Source organism: Microbacterium sp. SLBN-154 (assembly GCF_006715565.1).
GTDB lineage: Bacteria > Actinomycetota > Actinomycetes > Actinomycetales > Microbacteriaceae > Microbacterium.
This window is the reverse complement of record NZ_VFNL01000001.1, coordinates 1,344,675-1,358,248: the sequence shown is the minus strand read 5'-3', so window position 1 is coordinate 1,358,248 and position 13,574 is coordinate 1,344,675. Positions and strand designations below refer to the sequence as shown.

The 13,574-nt window shown below is 72.4% G+C and carries 8 protein-coding genes; 1 reads left to right on the top strand and 7 read right to left on the bottom strand.

Going from position 1 to position 13,574, the window contains the following annotated elements:
* Positions 1–95 precede the first annotated feature (95 nt).
* On the top strand, positions 96–1,283 hold the full coding sequence (locus FBY40_RS06690) for an AI-2E family transporter (RefSeq protein ID WP_141937423.1): 1,188 nt from the start codon (positions 96–98) through the stop codon (positions 1,281–1,283).
* A gap of 43 nt (positions 1,284–1,326) precedes the next feature.
* Here the strand turns inward: FBY40_RS06690 and FBY40_RS06685 are convergent, their stop codons facing one another.
* The 7 genes from FBY40_RS06685 to FBY40_RS06655 form a co-directional block, all read right to left on the bottom strand.
* Complete coding sequence (locus tag FBY40_RS06685) at positions 1,327–2,388, bottom strand: ATP-dependent DNA ligase (RefSeq protein ID WP_141937421.1); 1,062 nt, start codon at positions 2,386–2,388, stop codon at positions 1,327–1,329.
* Between the two features lie 190 nt (positions 2,389–2,578).
* Complete coding sequence (locus FBY40_RS06680; protein ID WP_160141368.1) at positions 2,579–5,338, bottom strand: BTAD domain-containing putative transcriptional regulator; 2,760 nt, start codon at positions 5,336–5,338, stop codon at positions 2,579–2,581.
* On the bottom strand, positions 5,335–8,211 hold the full coding sequence (locus FBY40_RS06675) for a BTAD domain-containing putative transcriptional regulator (RefSeq protein WP_141937416.1): 2,877 nt from the start codon (positions 8,209–8,211) through the stop codon (positions 5,335–5,337). The genes FBY40_RS06680 and FBY40_RS06675 overlap by 4 nt, the downstream gene beginning before the upstream one ends.
* Before the next feature lie 58 nt (positions 8,212–8,269).
* A complete protein-coding gene (locus FBY40_RS06670) occupies positions 8,270–9,856 on the bottom strand; it encodes a S1C family serine protease (protein ID WP_160141367.1) in 1,587 nt (528 codons plus the stop codon).
* 92 nt (positions 9,857–9,948) lie between these two features.
* Positions 9,949–10,554, bottom strand: a complete 606-nt coding sequence (locus FBY40_RS06665) for a hypothetical protein (RefSeq protein ID WP_141937412.1) — start codon at positions 10,552–10,554, stop codon at positions 9,949–9,951.
* A 555-nt stretch (positions 10,555–11,109) separates the two neighbouring features.
* Positions 11,110–12,144, bottom strand: a complete 1,035-nt coding sequence (gene ligD / locus FBY40_RS06660) for a non-homologous end-joining DNA ligase (RefSeq protein WP_141937410.1) — start codon at positions 12,142–12,144, stop codon at positions 11,110–11,112.
* A 50-nt stretch (positions 12,145–12,194) separates the two neighbouring features.
* Positions 12,195–13,322 carry an SseB family protein gene (locus tag FBY40_RS06655; RefSeq protein WP_141937409.1) on the bottom strand — a complete coding sequence of 376 codons (1,128 nt, stop codon included), beginning with the start codon at positions 13,320–13,322 and terminating at the stop codon, positions 12,195–12,197.
* Positions 13,323–13,574: the final 252 nt, after the last annotated feature.

The window sequence follows — 13,574 nt, the reverse complement described above, 5'->3', positions numbered from 1 at the left end:
GGCGCGGGGCGCGCCCGGATCGCAGACCCCTAGGCCCGCGCGACCTGCCGCGCAACCACCCCGGCGCACGGCGACGGGAGTCGTATGGTTCAGCCATGGGACTCTTCCGTCGCGCCCCGCGCCGCCACGCTTTCGATACCGGGGCGCTCGGCTCCGCCGCGGACGCCGGGTCGGCCGCGGCCAAGGCCGCCAAAGCACCCGTCGCCCTCGGCCTCTGGGCCGACGGGCTCGGCAAGGTCGCAACCCGTTCGCTGCAGATCGCGATCGTCATCGGGATCGCCGCACTCGCCGTCATCGGACTGCAGCAGGTGACGGTCGTCTGGATCCCCGTCATCATCGCCCTCATCTTCGCCTGCGCCTTCGCGCCGCTGATGTCGTGGCTTCGCCGCCGAGGCGTGCCCTCGGTCGTCGCGACGCTCATCACCATGCTCGCCGTCGTGATCGTGCTGGGGCTCGCCGGATGGCTCATCGTCTGGGCGGTGCGCAACCAGTGGGACGACCTCTACTCACAGGCCGAGGCGGGGTTCCAGCAGCTGGTCGCCTGGATCAACACCTTGCCCTTCGCCCCTACGGACAACCAGATCCAGGAGTGGAGCGACCAGGTGATCGACTTCGTCACCAGCGCGCAGTTCGGCAGCGGCGCTCTCGCGGGAGTCGGCGTGCTGGCGAACTTCGTCACGGGGCTGATCCTGATGATCGTGGTGCTGTTCTTCTTCCTGAAGGACGGTCCGTGGCTCTGGGAATTCCTCCTCCGCCCCTTCCGCGGCGAGAACGAGGCGCGGGCCCGCCGCATCGGCGACAAGACCGTCGTGACGCTGGGGTCGTACGTGCGCGGCACCGCCGCGGTCGCGTTCGTCGATGCCGTCGGCATCGGCATCGGCCTGGTCATCCTGCAGGTGCCGCTCGCGCTGCCGCTGGCGGTGCTGGTGTTCCTCCTGGCGTTCATCCCGATCGTCGGGGCGACCGTCGCCGGCATCCTCGCAGCCCTCGTCGCCCTCGTCGCGAACGACTGGGTCAACGCCCTCTTCGTGGTGGGGGTGGTGGTGCTCGTCAACCAGCTCGAGGGCAACTTCCTGCAGCCGGTCCTCATGGGGCGGACGCTGAAGCTCCATGCCTTCGTCATCCTGATCGCCCTGACGATCGGCACCGTGCTCGGCGGGATCCTCGGTGCGGTGCTCGCCGTGCCGATCACCGCGGTCGTCTGGGGCGCGATCAAGGTGTGGAACGGGCCGAACGAGCCCGCCCGCTGGGCGCAGAAGAAGGCGGTCGAACCGGCGGTGTAGCGCGGACTCGGCAGCGCGCGAGCAGGTCAGGCGCCCTCTGGGCTCAAAGCCCCGGCAGGATGTCGGAGAGGGTGAAGCTCGCCGGCACCTCCAGCTGCGCGAAGGTGCACGAGCGCGGGTCGCGGTCGGGGCGCCAGCGCCGGAACGACGGGATGTGGCGGAAACGCTCGCCCTCCATGTGGTCGTACGCGACCTCGACGACCAGCTCGGGGCGCAGCGGCACGAAGGAGAGGTCTTTGCCGGCGTTCCACCGGCTGCCCGCGCCCGCGAGCTGGGTGCCGTCGGCGGCGTGCTCGGCCCAGCCGCCCCAGGGGTGGGCGGAGAGATCGACGTCGCGGTAAGGAGCGAGATCGTCGAGCAGGGTCTTGCGCCGAGCCATCGGGAAGGATGCCGTCACTCCGACGTGGTGCAGGGTGCCGTCGTCGCCGTAGAGGCCGAGGAGGAGCGAGCCGACGATCGGCCCCGTCTTGTGCCAGCGGAATCCCGCGACCACGCAGTCGGCGGTGCGCTCGTGCTTGATCTTGAACATCGTGCGCTTGTTGGGCTGATATGTGCCGTCGAGGGGTTTGGCGATCACCCCGTCCAAGCCCGCGCCCTCGAAGGTCTCGAACCACTCCTGCGCGATGGCGGGGTCGCCGGTCGCGGGCGTGACGTAGATCGGCGGCTCGACGCCCGAGAGCGCCTCGACCAGAAGCGCACGACGCTCGGAGAACGCCCGGCCGGTGAGGTCGTCGTCACCGAGCGCGAGCAGGTCGAAGGCGATGAACGACACGGGTGTCTGGGCGGCGAGCAGGTTCACCCGGCTCGCCGCGGGGTGGATGCGCTGCTGCAGGGCCTCGAAATCCAGGCCGCCGTCGGTGGCGACGACGATCTCGCCGTCGATGACGCACCGTTCGGGAAGCTGGGCGCGAAGGGCATCGACGAGCTCGGGGAAGTACCGCGTCATCGGCCGTTCGTTGCGGCTTCCGAGTTCGACCTCATCGCCATCGCGGAACACGATCGTACGGAACCCGTCCCATTTGGGCTCGACATGCCCGAGGTCGGGGATCGCCGAGACCGACTTGGCGAGCATCGGCGCGACCGGGGGCATGACGGGAAGGTCCATCGCCTCAGTCTCGCGTGCGCGCCGGTGTCGCGCCATCCCGCCGTGCCCCAGGCACGCTGGTCGCAACGTGCGCCGCGCGACAGCACGTCATGACGGGTGAACGTCCGCAGCGCCCGACCATCGGGCGCGCCGCGGGCACGCTGGTCGCAAAACGCGCCCCGCAGCGACACTTCGTGACAGGTGAGGCCGGTCAGGGTCGAGCGGCGACCGCCGCTGCGCGTTCGAGCGCCCAGGCGACGTCGCGCGCGGCGCCGCGGGCGCGCACCGCATCCCACGCGCTGCCGAGCGCAGCGGCGGTCCGCGCGCGGAACGGCTCGGCGTACGATCCGTCCGACGCCACGGGGTGGAACCCGAAGCGCGGTCCGAGCGCGTCGACCAGGCCGAAGAGTTCGCCGGCATCGTCGAACTGCCCGAGCTCCCCCAGCGCGACCGCGATCGCGTTGACTGCGGCGAGCGCGCTGATCCGGTCTTCACGGGCGAGGGAGTGGGCGGCGCCGGTGCGGAGGATCCCCACCGCATCACGCGGCCGTCCGACCTCGGTCAGCACCTTGCCGGTGATGTAGCACGACGCTGCGAGCGTCCACGTGTGACCGATCTCGGTGGCCAGGCGGTAGCCCTCCTCGAGGCTGTCGAGCGCCTGCGCCGGGTGGCCGGCGATCCGCAGCGCATCACCCCGGATGTAGAGGTGATCAGCGATCGCCCATCGGTCGCTTTCTCCGACCTCGGCGCGCCATCGCTCGGCGATCGCGAGCTCGGCCTCCCGCGTCTCGATGTTGCCCTCCACGGCGGCGAGCGAGCCGAGCAGGGTGTGCGCGATCATCGCGTGCGGCGGGTCGGCGGCGGCGTCGGCGGCCTCGGCGAAGCGTCGGAGCGCGTGCACGGTCCCCAGGGGGTCTCCGCCCACCGCCTGCATGAAGGTCGCGGCATACAGCGCGCGCGCCTCGGGTCCGGGGAGGCGTGGTCCGGGCGCGGCGAGCGCCTGATCGATGAGGTTCAGTGCCTCGTCCGCCTGCCCGCGCTCGTACCAGAACCACGCCAGCGACCCGACGAGCTCGACCGCCAGGGCGCGGTCCCCCGAGCGGATGGCACGGGCCGTGGCATCCTGCAGATCAGCCGCGTAGCCACGCAGCGAGGCTCGCGCCTTCGGCGCCGACGCGGAGCGCAGGAGCGGCGCCGTCCGGCCGGCGTAGTCGGCCATCCAGCGCCCGTGCCGCGCGTCCCACTCGATGTCAGTCTCGGTCTGCAGGTGCGACCGGGCGTAGCGTCTGACCGTGTCGAGCAGCCGGAACCGGCGCTCCCCTCCGCCCGAGCCGGCGGGGACGACGAGCGAGCGACGGACGAGTGCGATGGTGGACTCGCGGGGATCGGCCCCTTCGACCCGGCATATGCCGGCCACGGCATCGAGGCCGAACGGCCCCGAGAAGCGCGCCAGCTGACCGAGCGTGCGTCGTTCGTCGTCGGAGATCATGCCGACGCTCCAGTCGATCGCGGCGTCGAGCGAATCGTGCCGGCCCGCGCCGCTTCCCTGCGGCCCGAGGGCCTCCAACGACCCGGCGACTTCGTCGAGGCTCAGCACGTCGAGTCGCGCGGCGGCGAGCTCGATCGCCAGCGGAAGCCCGTCGAGCGCGACGCACAGGCGTCGCACGGCATCGCGGTCCTCGGCGGTCCATCCCGTCATCCCGCTGCTCTCACCCGCGCGCTGGAGGAAGAGTTCGACCGCGTCGTCCAACGCTCCGCCCAGGAGCGGCTCGACGGTCACGACACGCTCCCCCGCCATCCGCATCGCTTCGCGGCTCGTCACGAGCACGCCGAGCCCCGCGCAGCGTTCGAGGAGCGCGGCAGCGAGCGCGGCCGTCGCACCGAGGACATGCTCGGCGTTGTCGAACACGACGAGGGTCCGCCGACCGCCGAGCGCCGCCGCGATCCCGTCGATCTCACTCGCACAGCCGAGGGTCTCGGCGACCGCCCCGATCAGGCGGTCGGGAGAGCGGATGACGGTGAGATCGACGAACCACTGCGCGTCGTCGTCGGTGCCCGCGCCGCGGCGGGCGACCTCGGCGGCGAGGCGGGTCTTGCCGACTCCGGCCGGCCCGGTCAGGGTCACGAGCCGCGACTGCGCCCGCGCGTCGGCGATGCGGTCGAGTTCGACCGCGCGCCCGATCAGATCGCGCGGCCGCGCGGATCCGCCCGAAGCGCCACCGCCCGCACCGGCGACGCCCGCGCGCCCGTCCTCCCCACGGGCGATGCGATCGCGCAGTCGCGCCCATGCCTCCGGCACTGTCCCTCCGGCACGGCGCCGATGCGCGACGCGGCGGTCCACTTCGGCGAGCGCGTCGGCGGTGCGCCCCGCCTCGGCGAGGGCCCCGGCGAGCCGCACCCCCACCTCGTCGTCCTCGAGGTCGTCCGCCCAGGGCGCGAGGGCGGCGAGGGCCGCGGCCGGCCGCGAAGCGGCCGTCTCCAGATCGGCGCGCTCGGCAGCAGCGGCGCGCCGCAGCATCCCGAGCTCGGCGATCACCGGCGGCGCGAACGGGAACTCCGTCACCCGCGCGAGCGGCGTCCCGGTCCACAACGCCTCGGCCTCGGCGAGGACCGCCGCGCGCGCCGAGGGGTCGTCCGTCCGGGTGCCGTCGGCCTCGAGCAACCGCCGATACCGGATCACGTCGACCGCCTCGGGGGATACCGCCAGGCGGTATCCCCCGCGCCCGCCCGGCAGCAGCTCGCCCCATCCTCGCGTCCGCAGGCGGGACAGATGGGCGCGCAGGCTCGAGACGACGCTGTCGGATGCCGCGGGCCAGAGCGCCTCGACGAGCTCGTCGGTCGTGAACAACCGCTCGGGGTCGAGGGCGAGGCGACAGAGGATGGCCTCGGGGATCGCGCCGCGCACCGGCGGCGGCGCCCCCTCCCCGGTCACCCGAAGCCCTCCGAACAGGTGGATCCGCACGGCGGTCACGGCGACGCGTCCGCGTCGGCGGGTGACGGGTCCGCAGCCATCGAGAACTCCCGACGCGGCAGGCGTGCGAGCATCTCGCGCACGTCGGGCCAACCGCATCGCCGGCCCTGCTCGTACTGATGCGCGAACTCGGCCGGAGTCATCCCGACGCTGAGCGATGCGCGCAGACGCGCGGCATCCTCTCCCTCGACGGCGGCGGTGCTGTAGTCGTACTGCCGCCCGATCTCCTCGACGGCGCCGAGCAGCCGCGCCCCGATCTCGTGCCGCTCGACGAAGGCGCACGCCCCCGCGATGACGAACACCACCGCCAGGGCGCCGGCGGCGTCCTCATTCGCGCGTGCCTCCTCCACCGCCCCCACCGCGACGTCGATGGCCTCCTTCGGTCGGCGCGCGTCGACGAGGGTCTTCGCCGTGACGTACTTCGAGGTCGTGATCATCCACGTGTAGCCGATCGACGCCGCGATCCGGTACGAGGAGCGGAGCGCGTGCAGCGCGTCATCCGTCCTCCCCTGCGCCCGCCTGATCTGACCCTCGGACATGTGCACCTCGGCCCGCGCCCAGGCCTGAGCTTCGCCGGTGAGGTGCTGCGCCTGCGCGAGGAGGGTCTCCCCCACGTCGGCCTGCCCGAAGATCGCCCGGCCGTATGCCTCGCGTGCGAGCGCCACCGCGGTCACCGACGGATCGGCGAGCCGTTCGCCCTCGGCCCGCGCCCGCGCGACGGCGCCGAAGCCGGCCGCGGCGTCGCCGGTCTGGTAGGCGAGGTTCGCCAGCTCCAGCCACGCGATTCCGTCGAGGGTGGTGGCATCGCCCGGCAGCTCGAGGGCCCGCTCCAGACGGCTGCGGCCCTCGACCATCAGGCCGCGGAGGAACCAGTACTGCGCCTGTCCTGCCGCCAGCCGCACGGCCGCGTCGCGATCGCCGGCCAGCACCGCCGTCTCGAAGGCCTCGGTGAGGTCGGCGCGGAAGTCGTCGAGCACGGCCATGCTGTCGCGGGCCTCGAACGTGCGCAGCGTCGGGCCGAGCGTGGTCGTGAGGTCGGCGAACCACCACCGGTACCGCAGCCGCCACATCGCCGCCCGCGCCGGGTCCTCACGCTCGGTGAGGTACTCGCGGGTCGACTCCAGCATGCGGAATCGACGGCGACCGGTGCTGCCGCGCTCGACGGCGAGGAGAGACTTGCCGACGAGCTCATCGAGGAGGGTGACGGTGTCGGCCCAGGGCCGGCCGGATGCTCCGGAGACGGCCCCGACGGTGAAGGCACCGGCGAATCTCGAGGTCTCCTGCAGCAGTTCGCGCTGCGGCTCGCTCAGCTGCCCGAACGTCCAGTCGATCGCGGTGCGGACGCTGTCGTGTCGCCCTCGGGGCGAGGCGTGCGCGCCGATCCCCTCGCGTACCTGCGCGGCGTCGAGCACATCGAGCCGCGCGGCAGCGAGTTCGAGCGCGAGGGGGATGCCCTCGAGTTCCGCGCACAGGGCGCGCGCGTCGTCGAGCTCGCCGTCGTCGAAACCGTAACCGCCGCGCGCGTCGGCGGCGCGTTCGGCGAAGAGCCGCCAGGCGTCGGCGTGGGCGTCGCCGACGAGAGGGCGGAGCACCACGACCTCCTCGCCCGACAGACGCAGCGGCTCGCGGCTGGTCACCACGATGCGCACGCCTTCGGTGCCCTGCAGCAGCCGGTCGACCGCGACGGCGAGCGCGCCGAGCACGTGGTCGGCGTTGTCGAGGAGCAGCAGGATGCGGCCGGAGCGGAGACGTCGGACGATGGCATCCATCGTCAGCTCTCGCGCCCGCACGACCGCCGCGATCGCCGCGACCACCTCGTCGGGCTGACGGAAGTCGGCGAGATCGACCATGTACTGCTCGTCGTCGAGGGCGGTCGTGGCCTCACGGGCGAGTTCGACGGCGGTGCGGGTCTTCCCGACCCCGGCAGGGCCGACGATCGTGATGAGGCGGCGGTCGCGACGGCGCTCGCGGAGGCGTGCGAGATCGTCGGCGCGCCCGACGAAGCGGGTGAGCGGGATGCCGACGCCCACCCGCCGCACGGCCGCACCGGCGCGGTGCGTGACGACCTCCGGATCCACCCGCACGATCGATGCGCGAAGCGACTGCAGCCGGGCCGACGGATCCATGCCCCGCTCGTCGCGCAAGCGTGTGGTGAACGCGTCGATGGCGGTGAGGGCGTCGGGGATGCGCGCGGAGCGCGCGAGTGCGGTGGCCAGCAGGCGGACCGGCCGCTCGTCGAACGGGTGTCGCTGTGCCGTCCCGGCGAGCACCGAGGTCGCGAGGGCGGTGTCGCCGAGGTCGAGGGCCTGCTCGCCGAGGTCTTCTTCGAGCACGCGCCGATCGGCGAGATGACGGGCACGCACGGCGGCGACGAACGGGATGGCGTCGAGCCCCGGGAGAGGGTCGCGCGCCGCGCGCGCGGCGATCTCACCGAGGGCGGCCAGGCGCTCCTCGGACGCCGGGAGACGGGTGGCTGCGGCGAGCTCGGCGCGCACCCGCAGAAGGTCGACCCGGTCGGCGGGCACATCGAGGGAGTAGCCCCCGCGCGCCCCGACGAGGTGCGCACCGAGGCCGGCGGTCCGCAGTCGCGAGAGGTGGGCCCGCAGGGTCGAGAGGACGTTCGCGGGAGGCTGCGGCCAGACGTCCGCGATCAGCTCCTCCGCCGGAACGATCTCACCCGCGCTGAGGGCCAGCCGCGCGACGAGGGCTTTGGGGATGTCGCCCCGCAGCGCGACGACGTCGTCGTCGACGCGCACCTCGACCAGGCCCAGCAGGCGCACGTCCACCGTCACGCTCAGTCCCCCCTCGGCGAAGCGCGTCGTCCCCGCACCGGTGACCGGAGCGGGGGCCGTCAGTGATGATTCCGATGCCATTGTGGTGCAATCCTGTCGTGAGGTGGGGCCCCGACCCGGTGGTCGGGGCCCCACGGTTTCAGAAGGCGGCGGCGAAGCTGCCCAGGGCGTGGTCGATCGCGTAGAGATCGCTCTCGCTCAGAGCGGTGACCGCGAGCACGATGACGTACTGCCCGTCGTTGGAGTAGGCGGCGAGCATCAGATAATCGGCCGCGGATTCGCCGCATCCGGTCCAGTACTGGAAGACCCCGGTGTGGAGGTCGTCGGTGTACTCGTCGATGGCGCCCTGCGAGCACCCCGACTGCTCCAGGTAGTCGGCGGTCATGCCCAGCCACTCCTCGGGCTGGATGGTCGCTGTGTCCGCGGGAGCGGCGACGACCGAGACACCCGGCACCGACCAGCCCGACGCGAACGCCGCGACATCGGTGCTGGCATCGATGCGCGCCCACTGTCCGCCGCGCGGATCGGTGTAGACCGACGTGTCGAGGTCGCCCCACGCGGCCGGCACATCGACCGTGACGCTCCCCGTGTCATCCACGATCGAGACGTACTCCTCGGCCGAGACGGCTCCCGATCCGCCCGAACCACCGGTGCCCCCGCCGCCCGAGCTCGCGCCGGCCTGCGTGGCCACCGAGACCGCCTCGACGGGCTCGCCGTTGAACTGGCCGGTGTAGTACACGCCCTCGGCGGGACGGTACAGCTCCACCGACAGGGTGGCGTCGTGACCGTGCGTGCGCAGCACGTCGCAGTAGTCGGCCATCGTGCCGTCGACACCGACCGAGACGCCCTCCATCTTGGTGAGGAGGTCGCCGGGGGCGACCCCGGCGCTGTCGGCGGCCGACCCCGAGGCGACGGAGTTGACCCAGATGCCGAGCCCCTCCCCCTCCTCGGTCATGAGGGCGGTGCCGTTGATGCCGAGGCTCAGCACGCTCTCGCCCTTGCTCAGCTGCTCGATGACCTCCTGCACCTCGTCGCGGTGGATCGCGAGGTTCTGGTCGTACTGATCGTTGCCGGCGTAGTTCACGCCGACCAGGCGCCCTTCGCTGTCGATGAGCGGCCCGCCGGAGTTGCCGCCGCGGATGCGGGCGTCGTGCTCGATCACGTGGTCGAGCGAGGCCCAGGGGGTGTCGACGGCGGTGTCGGCCTTCGACACGATGCCGCGGGTCATGGTGAACTCGGGGTCGCCGAGCGGGAAGCCGGCGGCGTAGACGTCGGTCGCGGTCGTAATCTCGCCCTCACGCCAGGTGAAGTGCGGGTACTCGTCTTCCTGCAGCTGGATGACCGCGAGGTCGAGACACTCCGACGAGCCGAGCACCTTGGCGTTGAGCGTCTCGCTCGTGTCGCCGCCGCGCCAGACCTTGAGTGTGCCGGCCCCCACGACCACGTGGTTGTTGGTCACGGCGAGGCCGTTTTCGCTGATGAGGAAGCCCGAGCCGCGACCGGCGGCTTCATAGCCGCCCATCTCGGGCGAGACGAAGGTGCCGACGGCCTCGATCTGGATGGTGGCGGTCTGGATGTCGTCGAAGCCGACGCCCGCAGGCTCCGCGACTTCGGGAGTGACGAAGCTCATGCAGCCGGTGAGGGCGAGAGCAGACGTCGTGAGCATGGCCGCACCGGCCGGCAGAAGCCGTGATCGAGTGCGACGAGTGGGTGCGGTGGTGTTCATGTCGCCGAAGCTACGGACGGAATCGGATGCCGGAGCGAGCCGTTTCGTCCGTGCAATGTTCGTGCAATCCGACGTTGCAGGGCGTGCGGCATTCATTGCGCGGCCAGCCTTTCGGTGAGTTCGTCGCCGTACGCGCGCACCGCGTCGGTGAAGTCGTCGGTCGGGCCGACGCAGGTGTCCGAGGTGGAGATGTCGCACTCGGCGGCGCGGAACGCGGCGGCGGCGTCTTCTGCCGCGGTCGCCGCGGTGACGAGCTCATCGTCGGCACCGGCAGCGATGGCGCGGTCGGCCGCCCCGTCGATCATCTCGAGGGCCTCGATCGCGATGCCGACGCAGTTCTCGTCGCCCATCGCGATGTTGACGCTGGAGCAGAAGTTGTCGTACCAGCGGTCTTGGAAGAGCGCGATCGCACCGGCCTCGGTCTCGACGAATCCCGCGTCGCCGCCCGCCGGGCGGGTGCCGCCGGGGTCGGTGACGTCGGGGGCGGTGGCGTCGGGGTCGGGGTCGGGGTCGGTCGTCGTGGCCGCGGCCGGCTCGGTGGCGCCGGGTTCGGCGCCGGAGGCCCCGAGTGTGAAGGTGCAGCCGGTGAGAGTGGCGGCAGCGAGCAGCGCCGCTGCGGCGGCGGCCGCGAATCGTCGCTGGAGCGGAGTCGACGCTTCCGGCGCGTGGGCGGATGCGGGTGCGGGTGCGGTGTGCATGGGTGGTCCCCCTCGGTTCGTGGTGCCGGGTCATCCGGCACGCGCCGACGCTATGAGGACCGTTGCGCGGTTTTCGGCGCGCCGTGCGCCGCGCAATCTTCGTGCAATGTTCCGCGCGACATCCGCTCCCCCGGCCACATCTGCCCCGAAACGCGAACTGCCAGGACCGAACGTGACGGGGGAAGCGGGGTGCCCCATGCTCCCCCGACGACATCTGCCCCGAAACGCGAGCTGCCAGGGCCGAACGTGACGGGGGAAGCGGGGTAACCACCCCCGTTTGAGGAGCACACCGCGCGACCTCGCGCTACGGCATGCCGCACCGGCCGTGCCGGGACCCCCGCGCGCTGCCCGCTCGCCTGTCACGAAGCGCGGCCACACGGGCCGCTTGCGACAGCCGAACGGGGCACCCCCGCGCGCTCGCCCACTCACCTGTCACGAAGCGCGGCCACGCACGGCCGTTTGCGACAGGCGAACGGGAGAGGCTCGACACGAGGCGCGCCGCGCGCGAGCTCGCGCCGCGGCATCCCGAACCGACGGCGCGGGGAACGAACCGCGCTACTCCTTCGGCCAGTTCTCCGGATTCTTGCGGCTCGGCTGCACGCGCGGCGGCTCGCCAGGCATCTTCGGGAAGTCGGGCGGGAACGGAAGCTCGCCGAGCCCGTCGTCGAGGTCGCGCTGCCACCACTCCAGCAGCACGTCGATGCGCCCCGGTGCGTCGAGCATCCCCTGCCACGGGTCTCCGACCGAGGCGAGCCGCTCCGGCACCGAGCGCACCGTGAAGGCCGCAGGGTCGACATCCGCGAGCTCATCCCACGTGATCGGCGTCGACACGGTCGCACCTGCGAGCGCCCGAGGGCTGTAGGCCCCTGCCATCGTGCGGTCGCGGTTGGCCTGGTTGAAGTCGATGAAGATGCGCTCCCCGCGCTCTTCCTTCCACCAGTTCGTCGTCACGCGATCGGGCATCCGGCGCTCCAGCTCGCGGCCGGCGGCGATGACGGCGTGCCGCACGTCGAGGAACTCCCACTCGGGCTCGATGGGGCAGAACACATGGATGCCGCGATTGCCGCTCGTCTTCACGAACGCCGTCAGCCCCGCTTCGGCGAGCACGTCAAGCAGGGCGGGCGCGACCGCGGCGGCGTCGGCGAAGTCGGTGCCCGGCTGCGGGTCGAGGTCGATCCGCAGCTCGACGGGGTTGTCGGTGTTGCTCGTCAGCGACGCCCACGGGTGGAACACGATCGTGTTCATCTGGGCCGCCCACACGACGGCTGCAGGCTCGGTCAGCACGATCTGCGGATGCCGCCGCCCGCTGTTGTACCGCACCGTCACCGCGTCGACGTAGTCGGGCGTCCCCTTCGGCGGGTTCTTGGAATAGAACCGCTCCCCCTCCACCGATTCGGGGAACCGTTCCAGCGACACCGGCCGGTTGCCGTTCGCGGCGAGGAACGGGCCCGACACCGCCATGAGGTACTCGGCGAGCTCGCGTTTGGTGATCCCCAGTGCCGGCCACAGCACGCGGTCGGGGTTCGACAGGCGCACCTCGCGGTCGCCCTCGGGCCCGGGAACGGTCAGCATCGTGAACGGGCTCGCCATGCAGGCGACGCTATCGCGTCCCGACGACACCCGTCAGGACAGGACGCGCATCAGGGGAGGATCGGGCCGAGGTCCTCGCGTCCGAGCCGGATCCACGGGCCGGCGGCGTCAACGAGGATGCCGGCGAGCGCCGCATCGGCGGCGAGCGCGGCCCCCAGCCGGTCGGCCGTGATCGGGGCGGCCTTGTCGCCGCGACCGATGGCCGCCACCTCGAGCGGGTGCGTGAACACCTGCAGCAGCCGCTCGCCGTTCGCGCGCGCTTCCGCGACGCCGACCTTGCCGTCGGGTGTTTCGTTGACCGCGACCCAGAGCCGCGCCCCCGGCATGGCCGCGACGATCTCGGCCCCGGTGGCGGGCGTGCGCGGACCCGCGAGCAGGTGCTTCACCAGCGCGTTGGGGTCGGCCTGGTCGAGCATCCGCTCGATGAGTTCCCGCGGGATCACCGCGCGCGCGGGCGCCGACGACGGGTCGATGATGATGCCGGCGTAGGTTCCCGAGACCACGTGACGAAGCACCGTGGCCGCGGGCTGAGCGACAGCGGATGTCTGCTGATCGCCGTCCGACGCCACGCTCGCCTGCAGGGCTGCCCCACCACTGAAGGCCAGCACGTACTGCTTGTCGCCGACGGTCGCGACGGCGAGCGGAAGCTGCGCGCCCTCCGAGAGCAGCTGCCGGGCGTCGCCCTTGATGCGCAGGAACAGCTGGCCCTGCAGGAGCTGACGGGCGACGTGGATGAGGTCGAGCGACTCGGGCTTGTCGGGAAGCGCGCGCAGCGCCTGGATGACCAGGCCGTTGTCGGGGAGACCCGGAACCGTCTGCGACGGCGCGGGCGCCTCGGCCGGGCCCGGGGTGCGCGGCGCCGCGGCCGGTGCGCCGGCGGCGGTGGCCGGTGCGCTCGCGGCGGAATCGGCGGCGACCGGCTGCGCAGCCGGCGCCGTGCGCGGCGCGCCATAGGTCGACACCGAGATGTTCACGTGCGGAACCGGCTCCTCGGTCGCGGGAGCAGCGGATGCCACGTCACCGCCCCCCGCGGGATCCTCACCCTCTCGCGGGGCGAGCCCGGGGGCATCGGCGACATCGACATCCGTCTCGGGAGCCTCGGGGTCGGGTGTTCCCGTCTGCGAAGCCGCGTCGTCGCGCTGGTCGTCGGTCTTCTTACGTCGCCCGAAGAGTGCCATCGTGCCAGCCTACGCGGCGGCCCTGCGGGCCGCGGCCGGCTTCGCCTGCGCGACCCGTCACAAAACGTCGCCCGCAGCGACGAGGAGCAGCAGATTCTGACGGGTCGCGGACCCGCCAGCGCGGCCCGTCACCGCGACCCGTCAGAAAACGCGGCCCGCATCCAGACCTAGCAGCAGAATCTAACGGGTCGCGGATTGGGTTGCGGACGGGTCGCGCGACAGAGCGCGCCGCTCCGTTCGTCGTTCTGCCTG